Annotated in this window: 14 protein-coding genes and 1 tRNA gene; 4 read left to right on the top strand and 11 right to left on the bottom strand. The window is 52.4% G+C overall.

The genetic code is table 11. The annotated features are described in order from the left end of the window. Positions 1 to 216: 216 nt before the first annotated feature. The 5 genes from gatA to POG22_RS07720 all read right to left on the bottom strand — a co-directional run bounded on the left by gatA (position 217) and on the right by POG22_RS07720 (position 11,715). On the bottom strand, positions 217 to 1,674 hold the full coding sequence (gene gatA, locus POG22_RS07740; protein WP_063716089.1) for an Asp-tRNA(Asn)/Glu-tRNA(Gln) amidotransferase subunit GatA: 1,458 nt from the start codon (positions 1,672 to 1,674) through the stop codon (positions 217 to 219). Positions 1,675 to 1,895: 221 nt separating this feature from the next. Next, a complete protein-coding gene (locus POG22_RS07735) occupies positions 1,896 to 2,351 on the bottom strand; it encodes a response regulator (RefSeq protein ID WP_063716090.1) in 456 nt (151 codons plus the stop codon). Positions 2,352 to 2,445: 94 nt separating this feature from the next. After that, a complete protein-coding gene (locus POG22_RS07730) occupies positions 2,446 to 7,665 on the bottom strand; it encodes a PAS domain S-box protein (RefSeq protein ID WP_498904550.1) in 5,220 nt (1,739 codons plus the stop codon). Positions 7,666 to 7,824: 159 nt separating this feature from the next. Beyond that, on the bottom strand, positions 7,825 to 10,059 hold the full coding sequence (locus POG22_RS07725) for an APC family permease (RefSeq protein ID WP_498904548.1): 2,235 nt from the start codon (positions 10,057 to 10,059) through the stop codon (positions 7,825 to 7,827). 549 nt (positions 10,060 to 10,608) lie between these two features. Continuing rightward, a complete protein-coding gene (locus tag POG22_RS07720) occupies positions 10,609 to 11,715 on the bottom strand; it encodes an RNA-guided endonuclease InsQ/TnpB family protein (RefSeq protein WP_017661008.1) in 1,107 nt (368 codons plus the stop codon). A 113-nt stretch (positions 11,716 to 11,828) separates the two neighbouring features. On the opposite strand from POG22_RS07720, the gene POG22_RS07715 reads away from it, so the two are divergent. Then, on the top strand, positions 11,829 to 12,053 hold the full coding sequence (locus POG22_RS07715; RefSeq protein WP_017661007.1) for a DUF2811 domain-containing protein: 225 nt from the start codon (positions 11,829 to 11,831) through the stop codon (positions 12,051 to 12,053). Here the strand turns inward: POG22_RS07715 and POG22_RS07710 are convergent. Together POG22_RS07710 and POG22_RS07705 are read right to left on the bottom strand one after the other, a co-directional pair. Then, complete coding sequence (locus tag POG22_RS07710) at positions 12,038 to 12,193, bottom strand: hypothetical protein (protein ID WP_498904546.1); 156 nt, start codon at positions 12,191 to 12,193, stop codon at positions 12,038 to 12,040. The two genes, POG22_RS07715 and POG22_RS07710, sit on opposite strands and share 16 nt — an antisense overlap. 137 nt (positions 12,194 to 12,330) lie before the next feature. Beyond that, entirely contained in the window at positions 12,331 to 13,041 is a 711-nt protein-coding gene (locus POG22_RS07705) for a response regulator (RefSeq protein ID WP_063716093.1), read from the bottom strand. 287 nt (positions 13,042 to 13,328) lie between these two features. Between POG22_RS07705 and POG22_RS07700 the strand changes: the two genes are divergently transcribed. Next, positions 13,329 to 13,682, top strand: a complete 354-nt coding sequence (locus tag POG22_RS07700) for a hypothetical protein (RefSeq protein WP_017661005.1) — start codon at positions 13,329 to 13,331, stop codon at positions 13,680 to 13,682. Between the two features lie 232 nt (positions 13,683 to 13,914). Beyond that, positions 13,915 to 13,986 (top strand) — tRNA-Thr (locus tag POG22_RS07695). A 49-nt stretch (positions 13,987 to 14,035) separates the two neighbouring features. Here the strand turns inward: POG22_RS07695 and POG22_RS07690 are convergent. Together POG22_RS07690 and POG22_RS07685 are read right to left on the bottom strand one after the other, a co-directional pair. Beyond that, entirely contained in the window at positions 14,036 to 14,782 is a 747-nt protein-coding gene (locus POG22_RS07690; protein WP_063716094.1) for a dienelactone hydrolase family protein, read from the bottom strand. A gap of 151 nt (positions 14,783 to 14,933) precedes the next feature. Further along, positions 14,934 to 15,392, bottom strand: coding sequence for a Spy/CpxP family protein refolding chaperone (locus tag POG22_RS07685; protein WP_017661003.1), 459 nt, complete (start codon positions 15,390 to 15,392; stop codon positions 14,934 to 14,936). A 785-nt stretch (positions 15,393 to 16,177) separates the two neighbouring features. Between POG22_RS07685 and POG22_RS07680 the strand changes: the two genes are divergently transcribed. Next, positions 16,178 to 16,507 (top strand): hypothetical protein, encoded by a 330-nt coding sequence (locus POG22_RS07680; RefSeq protein ID WP_017661001.1) that lies wholly within the window; start codon positions 16,178 to 16,180, stop codon positions 16,505 to 16,507. A gap of 362 nt (positions 16,508 to 16,869) precedes the next feature. On the opposite strand, the gene POG22_RS07675 is transcribed toward POG22_RS07680, so the two are convergent. Then, positions 16,870 to 17,358 (bottom strand): hypothetical protein, encoded by a 489-nt coding sequence (locus POG22_RS07675; protein WP_498904542.1) that lies wholly within the window; start codon positions 17,356 to 17,358, stop codon positions 16,870 to 16,872. Between the two features lie 458 nt (positions 17,359 to 17,816). Beyond that, complete coding sequence (locus POG22_RS07670) at positions 17,817 to 18,203, bottom strand: macro domain-containing protein (protein ID WP_498904540.1); 387 nt, start codon at positions 18,201 to 18,203, stop codon at positions 17,817 to 17,819. Positions 18,204 to 18,335: the final 132 nt, after the last annotated feature.

The following is an 18,335-nucleotide window of genomic DNA, read 5'->3' as shown; positions in this document are numbered from 1 at the left end:
GCTATCCCCTTCTCTCGCTATCCCCTTCTCTCGCTATCGCATTGTTCGGGGGATGCACCGAAACTCACCGCCGCTTCACCACCAACCAAGCCTATTGGCTATGGTTGGAGCGCTGCGACGAATCTTGGTAGGCGGTGTACATTGGCGGTGCGTGACGATTTATCGATCTCACGATCGACACCCGATTTTTCAAGTCACGCACCCTACGACTTCGGGTTAAAGCTTCGGATGGCGTTGGTTCCAGTCCGTGGCTTTTTCGTAAGCGTTAGCAACTTCCAACAAGCGAGCTTCCTGCAAGACGTTTCCGATGAGTTGAAGTCCGACTGGCAGTCCTTGACGGTCGAAACCGCAAGGCATACTCAGCGCTGGAAGCCCTGCCAAGTTAACGGGAATCGTCATCAAGTCCGACAGATACATACTCAAGGGATCGTTGGTTTTTTCACCAGCTTTAAACGCCGTCGTCGGTGCGGTCGGCGTCACCAAAACATCGACTTGAGCGAAGGCTTTTTGGAAATCTTGACAGATCAGCGTGCGGACCTTTTGGGCTTTCAAATAGTACGCATCGTAGTATCCGGCCGAGAGAGCGTAAGTGCCGATGACGATGCGGCGTTTGACCTCTGCGCCGAAGCCTCGAGCGCGGGTTTTCGAGTACATTTCGATGAGGTCTTCAGTCTCGTCCGCGCGCATTCCGTATTTCACGCCGTCGTATCGCGCCAAGTTCGAGGAAGCTTCCGAGGGGGCGAGGATGTAATAAGTGGGTAAGCCGTAACGGAACGTCGGACAAGAGACGACTTGGACTTCTGCTCCCAATTCTTGCAAGGTTTCGACAGCCGTTTTGACGGCGGTTTCGACTTCTGGGTCTAAGCCTTTACCGAAGGTTTCTTGAATAACACCAACCCGAAGCCGTCCTTTCGATTTCAGGTTCGGTTGAATGAATTTGGAATATCTGGGGATTTCGGTTTTCAAACTGGTGGAGTCTTTGGCGTCGTATCCGGCGATCGCCTCGAGCAGCAGTGCCGTATCGTCAACGGTACGCCCAAAGGGGCCGATTTGGTCGAGAGAGGAAGCGTAAGCGACTAAGCCGTAGCGAGAGACTAAGCCGTAAGTGGGTTTCAAGCCGACGACGCCACAGAACGAGGCCGGTTGACGAATCGAGCCGCCGGTATCCGATCCCAGAGAAACCACGCATTCTCTGGCCGCGACCGCCGCCGCCGATCCTCCCGAGGAACCGCCGGGAACTCGCGTCGTATCCCAGGGGTTGGCAGTCACTTGGAACGCGGAGTTTTCAGTGGAACTCCCCATCGCAAATTCATCGAGGTTCGTTTTCCCCACGATGACCGCCCCGGCTGCGTGCAGTTTGTCGATAACCGTCGCGTTGTAAGGCGGAACGTAGTTTTCGAGAATGCGCGAGGCGCAGGTGGTGGGTAAGCCGCGCGTACAGAGATTGTCTTTGATGGCGATCGGGATGCCCTCGAGCGGCCCGATCTCCTCTCGGGCCGCTATTTTGGCATCGACCCGTCGCGCCTGCTCTAGGGCTAGGTCGGCTGTGACGTAAAGAAAGCTGTGAAGTTGCGGTTCCAACGCCTCAATGCGTTTTAGGGTTTCTGTCGTCAGTTCGACGGCAGAACGTTCTTTTTCCACCAACTGTTGGTGCAACTCACGGATGGATGCCATGCACGAACCTCTACTCGACTCTGAAGGGGAGAGTAAACCGAACAAATCCCCAGTTTACTATAACTGCGATCGCGCCGTGCGATCGATCTCGGGCAAGGGAGCTTCTTCAGGGAAGAGTGAAGAGGGAAGAATGAAGAGTGAAGAGGAGCAGGGGAGCTTTTTCAGGGAAGAGTGGTGACTGGTGACTGGTGACTGGTGACTGGTGACTGTCTTTACCTAATCTAATTGGGGAGTTTGGCGGCATCTAGCCATAGGGCTTCGACACAGGCGATCGCGTGGCAGAATTTTTGGAAACTCGTGGGTTTGACGAGATAGCAGTTGGCATGATGTTGGTAACAGCGTAAAATTTCTAACTCGTCGTCTGAGGTGGTTAAAACCACGGTGGGAATGACTTTTAAGTGGGGATCTCGTTTGATTTCCGATAAGACTTCTAATCCCGACTTACGGGGGAGGTTGAGGTCGAGTAGAACTAGGTGAGGGCGGGGACAGTTCGCGTATTTTCCCTCTCGGTGCAAAAAGTCCAGGGCTTCGACGCCGTCTTCGACGATGTAGAGACGCGGCCGCGTTCGTCCGCGATCGAACGCCATTTCAATTAACTTCGCATCCCCTGGAGAATCTTCGACAACTAATACGTAGATTTGGCTGTGCGACCCCGATGCAACCGCTCGCTCCAACATTAAAACGTTTTACAACAAAAATTTACGAAAACAACCTGTTCTCTGGCTGGAGACACGGATCTTCAGGGGCGTGTTCCCCCGTCACCTTTTGGGGTTAGGGGTCGCACCGCAGCGTAAAGTAAAATGCCGAACCTTCACCGAGAGACGATTCGACCCACATTTTACCTCCGTGTCGTTCGACAATTTTTTTGCAAATCGCCAATCCGATGCCCGTCCCTGGGTATTGGCGTCGCGTGTGGAGACGTTGGAACACCTCGAACACGCGATCGGCAAATTTGGGATCGATGCCGATACCGTTATCGCAAACGCAAAATTGCCAACTATCCGATAGTAATCTTACCGTAATGCGAATCTGCGGGGGACGATCGCCGTGAAACTTAATGGCGTTGCCGATGAGATTTTGAAATAGCTGTACCATCTGGGACTCGTCAGCCCAGACTTCGGGTAGGTTGTCTCGTTCGACGATCGCCTGACTGTCGGCGATCGCGGCGTGTAGGTTAGATAAAGCGAGATCGAGGACGGCATGGAAATCGGTCAGGGCGAACGCTTTCCCCCGAGTTCCCACCCGCGAGAAGGCCAGCAGATCGCGAATCAACTGCTGCATCCGTCGGGCGCCGTCGATAATGAAATCGAGATATTCTAAGGCTTCCCCGTCGAGGCGATCGCGATATTCGTCTGCGAGCAGTTCGGCAAATCCCGTCACCGCTCGCAGGGGTTCTTGCAAGTCGTGAGAGGCGATATAGGCGAACTGTTCGAGTTCTCGGTTCGATCGCGCCAGTTCCCGAGCATAACGCACCTGGTTGTCGAGGAGTTGCGCTTGATACAGCGCGATACTCAAGCGATCGCTGACTTGGTGAAGTAACTCCCGCTCTCCCTCGGTCCAGGTGCGAAAAGGTTGCTGTCCTTCCTCGCCAACCGCTCGACATTGCTGCACGCACAAGATGCCCCAAACGGACTCTTCTTCGGTTCGGCTTTGGGGATCTCGCACCGCGAACACCCGAACGTACAGGTTATCGCAGCGGTAACCGTCCGCTTGGATGGGTATAAAAGTTTCCGTTTCGATCGAGATCGAGCGTCCCAATACCGAATAAACCTCGCCTCTGAGGGCTTCGTGAACCACCTCGAACTGTCCGTTTCCGACGGCGCGATAAACCGTCACGCGATCGGCATCGAGAAGTTGTTGCACTTCGGCCACGGTCGTCTCTAGAATTTCGTCGAGATCGAGAGACTGACGCATCCGTTCTTGCACTTGTGCCAACAAGCGCTCTCGTTCGACTTGCGATCGAAATGCCCTTTCGGCCTGTTTGCGCTTGGCCAGTTCCCGCTGGAGACGCTCGATGGCCTCGGCCAGATCCCGAGTTTGCTGTTCGACAACGATGCCGAGTTCGGCGTTAGCCTTTTTCAGCGCTTCTTCGGCCTGTTTGCGTTCGCTGATGTCGATGGATACCCCCACGACCCCCACGAGCCGATCGTTTTCGTTGACGATTGGCGAGGTGGTCACGAGGGCGGGAAACGTCGTGCCGTCGCGACGTTCGACTTGAAACTCTCCCGACCAACTTTTCCCCCGACTCAACTGTCCCATCAATTCTCGCCCGCGATCGCGCGAGGTAGGGGTCGAGAGGATATCGAGGACATTGCCTCCGATCGCCTCTTCGGCCGACCATCCGTACAGTCGTTCGGCGAAGCGGTTCCAATAAACGATCGCCCCGGACAAATCTGTCGCGATAACCGCGTGTTCGACCACGTCTAACAATCGTGCTTGAAAGTGAAGTCTCGCTTGCGCTTGTTGGCGTCGCGTCACTTCTTCTTGTAAGCGATCGTTGGCGGCTTGCAGTTGTGCCGTGCGCTGTTCGACTAAGGCTTCGAGTTGAGTGCGATAGCGTTCTAACTCGGCTTCAGCGCGTTTGCGATCGGTCACGTCTTCAGCAATTCCCGCCATTCGTACCACCTCCCCCCGTTCGTCATAAATGGGAAAAGTGCGGGACGAAATCCAGCGCAACTCGCCGTCGGGTCGGTAAATGCGATACTCTTGCCGACTGCCCTGCCCTCGCCGCTCTCGATCGAGGACAGTAAGCATCAGGGCGAAATCGTCGGGATGAACGGATTCGAGCCAAGATTCGGGATCGGTGTAAAGATCGGCCGGCGATCGTTGCCAGATACGTTCGTACGCCGGACTGACGTAAAGCAGTTTTCCCATCGGGGCAGAAAACAGCCAAAAGACATCTTGGATGTGTTCTGCCATCTGCCGGAATTTGGCTTCGCTGTCCCGTAGCGCTTCCTCAGCCTGTCGCCGTTCGGTAATGTCCCGTAACGCAACCACGTACACCGCCTCGTCTTCCCAGTGGGTTTCCGCCACGTTCATTTCTGCAACGACCAGGTTTCCCCCCGGACGGATCGCGTGGAGTTCGCTGGCACTGCCGACGACGATGGGCTGTCCGAACTCCCAGCCGACGAGTTGCGAGAGGGGACGACCGAACAGCCGAGCCGCCGAGGGATTGGCAAACCGTACGATTCCCTGGCGATCGACGATAACGAGACTGTCTGAGATACTGTTGACGATGGTTTGCAGGCGCGCTTCGCTGCGACAGAGTTCGAGTTGAGCCTGCTGGTGTTCGGTAATGTCGGTGGCGGTTCCTAAAATCTGTCGGATCGCCCCGTTCTCGTCGCGATCGTAAACGACGTTACGCGATCGCAGCCAGCGATAAGAACCGTCGCGGCGTCGGATTTGAAACGTACGCTCGAATACTTCGCCGTCGGTGAGGCGACTCAAGCGATCGGGCAAGGTGGCGAGGGTTTTGAGGTTGTTCGGATGCAAGCGTTCTTCGAGAAAGCGATATCCCAGTTCTCGAACGTTTTCGGGGGAATCTCCCAAAATTTCGAGACTTTGTTGGTTGACGTAGGTACAGCGTCTGGCTTGGAGATCGTAAATGTACAGCAGTTGTGGCGATGCGTCGGCGATGCGTTCGACGAAGCGTTGGCTTTGTTGAAGTTCTTCTTCGCGACGTTTGCGATCGGTAATGTCGAGAACGGTTCCGAACAGGTGCATCGGTTCGCCATCGTCAGTGTAAACGGGATAGCCTCGCACGTAAGCGTGGCGCGTGTCGCCATCGGGTCGCAAGATACGGAGTTCGAGGTCGTAGAGACAACCTTGGCGAATCGCTCGGTAGAGTTCGGATTCCCATATCTGGCGATCGTCGGGGTGGAGTTGTCGGATATGTTCTTCGAGGGTCGGTTCCCGGTGTCGATCTCGATCGAGACCGAAAATCCGAAAGGTTTCGTCAGACCAAGACAGTTCGCGGGTGAGGAGGTCGAATTCCCAACTACCCACGTGGGCGATTTTTTGAGCTTCGGCGAGGCGGTTGCGCTCCCGTTCGAGCGCTTCGGTGGTGGCTCGACGATCGCTGATGTCGCGGTAGGCACTCAGAAACCAGTTACGATCGCCGAACTGCATGAGTGTCGTCGAGACGAGGAGCGTTTTACAGGTTCCGTCTTTGGTGCGGATCTGGGTTTCTCGGTTGCGCGCTCGTCCGTACTGTACGACGCGATCGAAGTGGGCTTCAAACTCTTGAAAGGCAGTCGGTTCGGGATAGAGCAGTTTGAAAAAATTTGGAGAGCGATTGGCTTCTTCGAGGCTGTATCCGGTCGTTTCCTGCATGGGAGGGTTGAAAATCAGGAAGTTGCCCCGGCGATTGCTGAGGGTAATCCCTTCGCCGACAGTGTTAATGACGGTCACGAGGCGCTCGGCCAGTTGTTCGATGTCTGCTTCGGCCTGTTTGCGAGCTGTGATGTCAGTGGTCACGCCCATGACGAAGCGAACGGAACCGTCTTCGCCGTATTCGGGGACGAGTCGGGCTTGAAACCATTTCACGCCGTCGGGAGACGGCCAGGAAAATTCGAGGTCTTGGGACTGTTGGGTTTCAAAAACGGTTTCGATCGCGCGTTCCCATCGAACGACCAGGCTTTCGGGCATTCGCAGTTCGCGATTGGTTTTCCCGATAAAGGCTTTGAGGGGCATTCCCGTGAGTTTTTCGATCCTGGGACTGACGTAGACGTGGCGTAAGTTGCGATCGAAGCGCGTAATGATTTCGGGAAAGTTTTCGGCTAAGGTGCGAAATTCTCGTTCCCGCTCTTTTAAGGCGGCTTCCGTCTGTTTGCGATCGCCGATGTCTTCGACAATGCCGATGTAAGAGGCGGGATTTCCTTCTGCATCCCGTAGGAGCGTCATGAAGATTTGCGCCCAAACCACCTTTCCGTCTTGGCAAACGTAGCGTTTTTCGAGACTGTAGCGATCGATTCGACCGTCGTAGAGCTGTCGGACGAGGTCGAGATCTGCCTCGAGATCGTCGGGGTACGTGATATCCTGCCACTTTATCTGTTGTAGTTCGGTTTGGGAATAGCCCAGGAAATCGACCAGTTTGTCGTTGGCGAAAATCCATCGTCCGTCGAGATCGACTTGCGAAATTCCTACACCCGCCCGTTCGACAATGCCGCGAAATTTGGCTTCGCTTTCAGCTAGAGCGGTTTCGACCTGCTTGCGAGTCTGAATTTCTTCTTCTAGCGCGGTGTTGAGAGTTTGCAGTCGAGCGGTGCGATCGCGAACTCGTCGTTCTAAGTCTCGATTCAGGGCATCGATGTCTCGTTGAACTCGGTGACGTTCGGTGATGTCTCGACAGATATAGGAGATGTGTTGTTTCTCGAGATATTTGGCGTTGATGAGTAGATGATGTTCGTTTCCCGCTCGATCGCGAATCGTGCAATTGAGATCGAGCAGTTCTCCGGTTCGCGCGAGATCCTCGAACTCGAACAGATCCCTCGGTAACAAACTGCCAACGTTTTTCAGGGCTGCGACGTCGCTGACTGCGTATCCAAAAATGACCCTCACGTTGGGACAAATCCAGATAAAGTCTCCCTGGAGATCGGTGACGAGAATCGTTTCGGCCACGTCGCTCAAAAGGGATTCGTATAAATGGTTTCGCTCTCGCGATCGCTGCGATCGCAGGGTTTTTTCGAGGGCGGCGAGATCGAGGCGATCGCGCAAGAGATAATCGCTAGCTCCAGCTTCGATCGCGGTCAGTCCAGCTTCGACCGTTTCGACGAGGGCGATCGCTTTTTGCTGCTGCGATCTCGGGAGTTCGCGAACGCGCCAAGCTTCGACGAAATAGGCGTCGAACGGCTCTCCTGTGGTCAAACCGACCTCGGAACGCCACTCGAGTTCGTAACGACCGTTTGGCAGCGATCGCAACAGCTCGCGCAATTCCTCTACAAGATCGCGATCGTCTTCAGCTAACAACAAGCGGTACGTGCGATCGGCCACGATCTATCCAAATTGTTTACGAGAAGCGATCGTCAAATCCATTTCTCTGACTCCGCCTCGAACACTCTCCCTCTATATCACAAAACATAAATTTTGTCAATAAAAAAAATAATCGAGCGTTTCTTTTTTGTCTTCCCCTGCTTCCCTGATGAAACGACCCTAATCTTTACCCTGCAAGACTTCTTCAAAGGCAAAATCGGACGCCGCCAAAACAAAGAGAGTCGTAGGAAGATCCGAGGCCATAGCCTGTAACCGACCGTAATATTCACTAAAATCTTCACCGTCGCGGGGGGTGGCCATCCCCAAACAGACCAAATCCGCCGCCCGAGACGACTCCCGCAAAATTTCGGGAAACGGTCGTCCGTCAGAGACCAACACCTGCGATACCGCCCCGATTCGGAGTTGTTGCGCCAAATTATCGAGGTTCGCGCGGGCGGCTTGAGCGGCAGTTTCGTTAGGTACTACCAATTTCAAATAAATCGTCGCGCCGCGCCAGCGATCGCTCGTGCGCAGGAGATAGGCCAACAACAGCATCAACCCGCCGTTCGATTGTAACCCTCCCCACCACACATCGATGCGGCGGCGGTTGCGAAAGCCCAGTTCGGGATTTTCGCGAAAAATAACGACACTGCGACGCGATCGGTGCAGCGTGGCGATCGACTTACAATAATCCCGCCGTAACGCTTCCTGCTCGCTATCTCCGAGCAACACCGTATTGGGAACCAGCGGACCGAGACCGTAGGCTTCGATGAGCCGTTCGGCACCGACAAACGGATCGGGGGCGGTCACGATGCGGACCAGAGCTTGCACGCCCCGTTTCTCCACATACTCCCGAATCTTGCTTTCGAGGGATGCTTGCTGAGCCAGATCTCGCGAACCGCTCGGTAAAATACTGGCAACCGTAATCAGACCTCGGTTGTGGGTAAAAGCCGCCGCCAGCTCGATCAGCGCCCAGCGGCGCATCGGCGCACCTGAGAGAACCAAAATATTCGGACGCCAGTTTTTCGTATCGGGCGTATCGCCGAGGTTGAGAATCGCCAAACGCGCCAGCTCGATCCACAATCCCCGTCGCACGTCTCCCCAGGCCGACTGAAGTTCCCGCCGTTCGAGCCAAATGTAAATCCCCGCCACCAGAATAGCCGCGACGACAGCGGCGGCGGCGTTGATGAGAACCATCACGGACAAGCAACCCAAAGCCCCGATAAGGGAGAGAAACCAATGCACCCGAAACGTCGGACGGAAGGAGGGACTTTGCAGAAATCCTTCGATCGCCGCCGATACGTTCAAGACCATGTACGTCGAGAGGAAAAACATGGTCAAGACGGGAGCGATGAGGTTGAGATCTCCCACGCAGACGGCGGCCACGGCGACGCCCAAGGTCACGAAAGTTCCCAAGCGCGGTTCGTCGTCCGGGCCGTGGCCTTGTCCGAGCCAGCGGAGCGATCGCGGTAAAACCCCGTCTCGCGCCAGAGCTTGCAGAACCCGAGGCGCCCCGAGAATACTGCCCAACGCACTCGAGAGCGTCGCGCCCCAAACGCCCAATAAGATAGCATCGCCCCATAGAGCGATATCGCGCATGACGAGGGGATTTTCAGTCAGGGCGGTAAAGTCGGCGCGGGTGGCCAGGAACACCGGCAAAATCATGTAGATGAGATAGCCAACGCCAATGGCCGAAAGCGTACCGATGGGAATCGATTTCGAGGGATCGCGCAAGTCGCCGGACATATTCACGCCGGACATGATCCCCGTGACGGCGGGGAAAAATACGGCAAACACGACCCAGAACGGTTCGCCGACGCGTCCAGAAACGTTCCACACGCCGATGTCGCTTTCGGCGATGGGATGACCGAAGGCGAAAGACAGTAGCGAGAGGACGATCGCCGCCATGATGAAGTATTGAGCGCGGATGGCGAGGTTGGCCGATTGGATGGCTAAGGCCGCCACAGCGATGGTGGTGATGAGGGCGACGACGGTTTGAACGTTGCTGAGGACGGGAAAGGTGTTAATGAGGCTTTCGGCGAAACCCAAGGTGTAGAGGGCGACGGAGAGGGCTTGGGCGAAGTAGAGGGGAATGCCCACCGCACCGCCGGTTTCGATGCCGAGGGAGCGACTGATCATGTAGTAGGCACCGCCGACACGCACGACGCGATCGGTGGCGATCGCAGAAATAGACAAGCCGGTTAGAAACGTGATCGCCGTCGAAAGGGTGACGATCGCCAGACTTCCTCCCCAACCGACGTTGGCCACGACCCAACCGAATCGCAAATACATAATTACCCCAAGAATCGTCAGAATCGAGGGGGTAAAGACGCCGCCGAAAGTTCCTAAACCGCTAGGAGACTCCGAAGGATCGGGATCGGGTTGTGGCGGACGACGCCAGGGAAGGCGAACCATAGACGCTCAGTGTTGGCTGCATCTGTCATATTACGGCAATTTTTAAGATTTGCCGCTCTTTGCAATTCTTATCATTGCTGGAGATTTTCCCCATCGATTCCACAGACTTTCCACAAGTTCTTCCCGAGTTTTCCACAGGTTTGAGAAAGTTTTCCACAGGGTATGACGAGAGAACGGGACTCGGTGGAATTGTTGGGGATTTCTCGATCGCCGTTCGTCTACTCTCAGATCCAACCTCTTTTGATGAAGTAATGTAACAAAAACACCCCTCAAACCCGCATTATCTCGTGAGGGCAACGGTCGTGTTCGGAGGTTTTTAATATTTTGCAACATTGACAACCCCACCCCTTCTCAGATCAAAATAATGCGACAGGTCAGAAATCCAGACCCTTTTACAGCGATTCCTCACCGGCGCGATCGCAGTTCGCGGCTCGCTGTAATTCCCCCAGCTTAGGAGACAGCTGTAACTATTCCTGCCGCTAACCCTTACAGGTATAGCGGGGGCTTTATCCCTAACCTGTACCTGCCGGGAACAAACTGAGTTGCCCCTCAAGGAACGCAAGCATAGGTCGAGATTTCAGGCTGAGTTACGACAGCCCCCAGTTGAGCGATATTTAATGCCCCGTTTACATCAGCATCATGCTCGAAGCCACAAAAACCACACTTAAACCGCTTACCGTGGCGATAGGACTTACCCCGTTCGGGGGGAACGTGATGGCATCGAGAACAAGTTTGGGAAGTGTAGCGAGGATCGACGGTGACGACTTCTACCCCGGCAATGTTTGCCTTATACTCGGTAAACAATTGAAGTTGGTAGAACGCCCATCGGTGAATTTCGGTTCGAGTTTTCTTCCTGAGCTTGACACTCAATCGAATCCCTGTGAGATCCTCGAAGGCAATTACAGCATTGGTGGCTTTGGCTTCTCGAACGAGTTGCTGGCTGATGTTGTGGTTGACCCAACTTTGAAACCTCGATTCACGCCCAGAGAGCCTTCTAAGCAAGCGTTTAGCCGACTTGGTGCGTTTGGCTTGAATCGAGGCACGTACACGAACGTACTTTTCGCGAGTTGCCCTCAGTTGTTCTCCATTCCAGGATTTCCCGGTGGAGGTAGTCGCGATGTCTCGCAAACCCCGATCGACTCCCAAAACCTTGGGGGTTCTCCCCTTCGGTTGGGTGGGGACTTCAACAACGATGTTGATGTAGTAATCCCCTTGCCGAGTTTTCTTCAGCGTTGCACTGGTGGGACTTTGTCCCCGCAGCAGTGCGATTTGATAGCCACCAATCTTGAGATCGAAGTTAACTCGCCCCGACTTCAGAGTCACACCGACCTGTTGTTTGGATTCGATGTACCTGAACGTCCGAACGTCGAGACCGACGCTGGTGGGGCGAAACTTGTGGATTTGTTGGGTGGCTTTTCGTTGGTTCACAACGCGGCGGATCGCCTGACAAACGTGATTGGCTTTAAGTTCGGTGGCTTCTCGAACTGGCTTATACGTCAGGTGATGCAGCTTCGTCGTGTTCCAGACGTTGTGTTCTTTAGCTGTTTGCAAGATCTGGTTGCAAGCCTCAGCAAAGCCCTCCAGAGTCTCATCGACCTTTTCGGTCAACTCTGGAGGGACTATCAGCCTGCATTTAACCGTTATTGCTTGAGTCATGCTCCCATTCTAACTCATCCAGGGAGTGAACGTGTCAACCTAACATTGGAGGCGGCGCTTCCTCCCGCCGCTAAGCCTAACGGCTATAGCGGGGGGTTCGGCGCCGAAGAAAGATGAATACAAGCGTCAGCATACTGGCAGAAATTCCCGAAGACTTACACCAATCTCTCAAAAGTTACCTAGATAGCCATCCCGACTGGGATCAAGATCGGGTCTTCTCCGCAGCGTTGTCTCTATTTCTCCTGCAAAATGGAGATAGCAGTACCCCCGAATCGTCTCAAAACTACCGCCGTGCAGCCAGGGTGTACTTGGAAACCTTGTTTCAAAGTACCGTTTGAGGTGGCATCTCGTTTTCCCGTCGGGAAGTGACCGGGTTGTCCCGACGGGGAAAATCCCTCAAAGCAGTTGCGTTTCCAGCCCCGTCTTGACTCACCACGATGGATTTCAACAACAGACTCTTTTCACCAACGGCGTGCAAAGAGTCTGTCTTTTCGTCCGAGACAACTCGATGGTCTCTCAACCCCGACAGGGGAAGTCTCGCGCCGCGTTCCTCACTGCAAATTGCTCGAAGATCTACCAGAGCGGCCGGTCTCCCAACCTCGACGATCGAATGCTTTATCCACTCACCGACGACGACGGAATCTCGAATTTATAGCCGACTCCCCGCACCGTTTGAATCATAGAGGGTTTGTTAGAATTGCCTTCGATTTTACGGCGAATTTGGCCGATGTGAACGTCTACGACTCGCTGGTCGCCGACGTAATCGTAATCCCACACCTCCTGTAACAACTCCGAACGACGCCACACCCGACCGGGATGGCTCGCCAAGAAGTGCAGTAAATCGAATTCTAACGCCGTTAAGGGAACGGGTTCGTTATTGAGGATGACTTCCCGACTACCGGGATCGATGAGGAGGTCGCCGAGGACGATCCCCTGTTGTTGAGCGGGGGTGACAGTACGCTGTCGCTTCAATACCGCCGCGACGCGCGCGCCGAGTTCGGCAAGACTGAAGGGTTTCGTGAGATAGTCGTCCGCTCCTTTTTCAAAGCCTCTGACAACATCTTCTTCATCGTTTCGACTCGTGAGCATCATGATAAATACCCCCGTTCGACCCTGCATTTCTTGGCAGAGTTGATACCCCGTCGTATCGGGTAAGTTCACATCTAAGATTACTAAGTTCGGGTTGAGTTGCTCGAATAGAGCGAGGGCTGTTTTACCATCCTCGGCCGATTCGACGACGTAGTCATCTTGCTTGCTTAGGAAGCGGTGGATTAAATTCCGAACTGCGATGTCGTCATCGACGACCAGAATTTTGGCAGGGGCCATGACCACACTTTCGTTCTAAAATTTAGGTGAAATTGAGTGCGCGAGACGCTCAGAACACTGGGTCGTTGGAGTTGGCTCGACTGCCGAAGGCTGTCAAATATCCAACTCGAATCTATTATCGGACGAAGTTTCGCTTGCCGCACAACTCACCTGATGCCGCCATCGCTCTCGCCCGCTTTAATCGTTCGATCTCGAGAGATCGAACTCTAAATCGGGTATGGGAGTCTAGCGAGTGACCCAATCGTAGGTAACATGATATAGCACATCGTTCCAGAGGCGATCGCGCTATGTCTAGTTCTCGACTTACTTTGAACTTCACGGAAGGGTCAGTTTCCTTTAACTTCACACCAGAAGCAGCTCGCGAGTTGAAAGCAACTCTCGTGCAGCTTGCCGAACGGTTAAAAGCCGTCGCCACCCATCCGACTGGAGGGGGCGGACGCCCGACACCACAAAAACCGATCGAGTATCAGTATACCGGTGAGGTTTTCCTCGAAGTGTTTTGCAATCCCAATATCTGGCCGACGCCGTTTTCGGCGAAAATTTTGTTAACCTTGCGCGACGAACGCCTCCGGATAAGTACGGAAGTGGAACTGACACGCGCGATCGAAGACGTCGAAAGATATCTCGAACAGGTTGGGTAGTTCGTCGGATCGCAAGCGAGACGTTGAGAGAATTGCAACTCTCGCGCAGATCGCCCGAGCTGGGGAAACGCCTGAGTGTCTCGACGCTGGTAGAACGCACTCCAATTCTACTCGATTCGGTTCCCCATGCCATCTAAATCTCGGCAGGATTTTGGTTTTGAGGGAGGCGATCGCAGTGGAGTCGAACTAGGGCGTGAAAATTGGCGATGAAGTTTGCTATAGTAAATAGCGTGCTGGTGTAGCTCAGTGGTAGAGCAGCTGATTTGTAATCAGCCGGTCGCAAGTTCAAATCTTGTCACCAGCTTTTCTTGCACCTGTCGATCGCGTGACTGGAGTCAGAGGACGGCGATCGCTTAGTCTTTCAACTGCGCGTTATAAAGCTGTAACACCCGCTCCCACGCCTGACGCGCAACCGTTTCGTTATAGCTCTCTCGCCGATCGCAGAAAAAGCCGTGCGTCGCTCCCTCGTATCGGAAAATTTGGTGAGACACTCCCTGTTCTGTTAACGCCGTTTCGATGCGATCGACCTCTTCGAGGGGAATTAAGGGATCTTCAGTCCCGAAAAAGGCATAAACGGTTCCAGAAATGTCCTTCGTGCGATCGATCGTGGCACTGTTCTCTTCGCCAGGACACAGCGTCGCAATTCCCGCTCCGTAAAACGATGCGACAGCCTTAAAATCGTCTAGCGTCGCCGTCAAATACGCTACGTGACCCCCAAAGCAAAACCCGATATTGCCAAAGCGATCGGTAGTGTTCGGTAAACGCTTGAGATAGTCGAGTGAGGCTTGGGTGTCGCTCAACAACTCCGACGCTTTCGTCTGAACCTTATACTCGCGACCTTTTTTTAACTCTTCTTCGCTGTATCCGACTTCAAATCCCGGCTCGAGACGTTGGTACAACGCAGGTGCTAAGGCGACGTAACCTTCTCGAGCAATGCGTTCGGTGACATCGCGAACGTGCGCGTTGACGCCGAAGATTTCTTGAAACACTACGATACCCGGAAACGAACCCTCTCCCTGGGGTTGCGCCAGATACGCATTGATTTGTAAGTCGCCGTTGGCAACGTTTACCCACTTGGCTTCGATCTCAAAGGCTGCCACGATCGATCTCCCTAAAACTCTCTACAGGGCAATCTTGTCGTGCTTGCGAACAGCCGTCAAGACGATTTACAGTCACCAGTCACCAGTAACAGGGTTGAGGAGATTTCACATCATCCCATCATCTCCCCACCCGGTTATCTTCTGCTCAAACTCAAAGCTGTGCGGCTTCGATATTGGCTTCGAGGCGATCGCGCTGTTCGGGGGTAAAAATTGGAGCGACTTGTAACCCTGTCATTTGCAAAACGCTATCGAGTTGAGATTCCTGTTCTGAAGAGAGTTCTATCGCTTCGATCGCACGTTCGAGAGAGTGTCCGTCTATCATCATGCGATGGAAGCGGTTTTGCTGTTCGACGCTGAGAATTCTTTCGATGCGAGTCCGGGTTTGCTCGAGGATCGGACGGAGCATAGCTTCTTGCTGGGGCGTGATGTGAACGCCTGCAAACAAGGGCATTTCTTTAACTTGGGCGAATAACGTCTGCGTGTCTAGGGTTTGAACTTGTTTGAACGCGACGAGGGGAGAAGTAGGACGAGCCAGGGTACGCAGCGGCGTTGCTGAGAGGAGTAAGAAGGCGCTCGCACTGATTCCAAGAAGTTTTACGATGTGATTCATCTGCTGTGAAGAGTTTTGGTGAGTTATCAACTATTCATACGTTAACCTAAGCTGTGAAAACCACAGCCGTTAATGTTTCTAGACGCACCCGTCTTACGAAAGTTTCAGTCAACCAGCCGACGCCGACTCGTTCCGGTTATAGTGCGGTCTTGAAAAAGCCCGACAGTTAACCAGGCTTCGTTCTTGACAGACTACGTTATCGAGCTGGAGCAAAGTGTTCGATAGGCGATCTGGCAATACTTAACAATACACGCTCGATACCGGAATTTCCGCAACGATCTGTTAAATGGGGTCGATGAAACTTCGGTGTTTTGTATATCAGTCTGATATTAAGCATTGTAGTTTTGAGTTCTTCCAACCTCGATATGTGGGGTAAGTGCCTGTATCCAATCTCTGAAAAGGGATTTTGCGAGTTGAGTCTTTTACACAGCTTAGCGCTAATTATTAGCTGGGTACCTCGAAAAATTGATTCCGGCTCAAGCTTCAAGAGCTGAAATCCTTGAAATCTCGTTTATTATTCTCGATAATAGAGCTTGCTTCTCAACAAACGTGAATCGAGCAAGATACTCTATTCTGTAAGGAGTTCGGCGATTTCTGGTAAGTCTACTATTTTAAACGCTTTTAGAAATTAGCTTGCTATTTATCATTCGTTATATTGTCACGTTTAAATTAATACGATATTTTAAAATTTGTAAAAAATAATAAAACATGGCAGTTTTTAAAAAACCATGATATAACAGTCTTGCAAGTAAAATTTGCAATATTGAATTTACAGGGATTGCAACATGAATAAAGATGTCTTGATGAAAGAATTAGACGCTTTAATCGCCCAAGATCGTCCTCCAGAAGCTAAAATATTTCTCCGCCTTCTCCAACAAGTTTGGGGAATTGACTGGACAGTTGCTCCTTACGATGTATTTATTCACTATATCGAGTGGGACGTTCCTTACTTCTATCGTTTCATGCATATGGACTATGGAGATGAGGCAGAAGAAGATCGACTGCTCCACGACTGGTTTTCTTCGCAGATGTCGATTTCAAATTCAGACAAATCAGCTCTATTTCAGGCTATAGACGAGGCTAACGAACTTCGATATAAAGCCAGCCGGAGCTAAAAAATAAGCTTGACTGCAAAACGATCGCCCTCGAGAGAAAAGATATCTCAGGGCGATTGTTGAATAGGCGTAAAATTGACAAACGATTTTTTACATTGATTCAAAATCTAGAGTACATCTCACTTTTGTAAAAATATAAGTCTGGGGTGGGTCGCAGCTAAATCAAGGATTTATACAGAATCCGAATCTCAAACACTATCTCAAACATTGGTTTGCCCCAGTCAGACAAATCCCTCTCTGTGTCCTCTGTGCCTCTGTGGTGAAGACCTCTTTGAAATGCACCCGAAAACCTGGCTTTTTGTACGATCGAGTATCGATCGCATTCGCATCAATTTACCTTAAATTTTGGCATCAGGCAACCGTCACGCGAAATGTTGCTTGCGAAAACGTTTCCCAAACTGGGTAACTCGATGGCGAAGTGATGTAAACACGCGACCGATCGCCTCTTTCCAACTTGATTTTTGACGGCGTTTTTGAGGCGAACGTTCGTCGATAACCTCAACATCGATAACATCAGAATTTATCGCATCGAAACCAGAGCGGGTAAAGGGGTTCGTCTCGAAGTCGCGATCGCCTACCCTGTCTCGATAGGTGGGAAACTCATCAACATCGAACGCCAATAGCGGTCGATCGAAGCGAAAGTCAGACAACCACCGATCGCGATCGAACTCCTCATCGAAATCGAAGAAGAAGCGATCGAAGCTTATTTGAGGCGACAGGCGATAGCGACGGTGAATTTGGTGAAGGCGTCCGTCCGATCCCGTCCAAGAGAAATCGACAGTACCGAACCCTTTAGGGGCGCGATCGAAACTGTTCCAAGACACGTAGCGACTTCGACGAATAACTCTCATAACACTGACCTCTGTAACGCTCGACAGTGAAGTGCGATGGGTGCATCTCAAAAATGTAAATTTCTCAGATCGGAGTCTCTACAGTGAATTGAGCTGTTGTTAGGTTTCGCGATCGCTCCACCCATGGACTGAGCGAAGCCGAAGTCCATCCTACCTCCAACTCATCTTTTTACAAAAGGGGAGCATCCCATTTCGGCAATTATAGATAAGCAGCTACTATTGAGAATACTGGCTTGCCTCTCACAGAGACGAATTCACCTACGTCTTGAAACGATTTTCAACAATCAATTAATTGTCATGGGGTGCATCTCAATTTCGTAGAATCACCCCTCCGCCTTCGGCACCTCCCCTTAGCAAGGGGAGGATGGGTGGGGTTCCGATCGCAAAAGTGAGATGCACCCATTGTCATGTATCTTCCAGAACGGGATACTCCCTTACAAAAGTGAGATGCACCCGTTTTATTTATTTGAATTATCGGTCTGTTGTAGGTTTTTGTAAATATTATAATTTTCGCAATCGTAACAGCAAAAAACAACATTTAGAGAGCGATCGCGATCGCCGAAATAGTTATTGTACGAGGCGATCGCGACTTCGGCTGCCAATAGTTTTGGATATCCGTAAACCCCCGTACTGATACAGGGAAACGCGATCGATTTAAACTCGCGTTCTATCGCCAGATCGAAACAACTACGGTAACACCGACTTAAAATGTCCGGTTCTCCTTTACGACCCCCTTGCCATACCGGACCGACCGTGTGAATAATATACCGAGCGAACAAGCGATATCCTCGCGTCAGTTTTGCCTCTCCAGGTTGACATCCACCCAGGAGACGACACGGGTGCATCTCACTTTCGTAAAAACACAAAAATCATGGTAAAATAATATGAGTAGATATATCTAAAAAATTTCAAAATGAACTTAAACTCCGAAGATCGAGAAAAGCTACAAGAACATCTCAAAGCGGTGGCTGACATCT

Origin of the sequence: Geitlerinema sp. CS-897, assembly GCF_028368005.1 — a bacterium.
GTDB classification, from domain to species: Bacteria; Cyanobacteriota; Cyanobacteriia; order Cyanobacteriales; family Geitlerinemataceae; genus Baaleninema; species Baaleninema simplex.
Note: the sequence above shows the minus strand (reverse complement) of the source record. Positions and strands in the feature narration are given on the sequence as shown.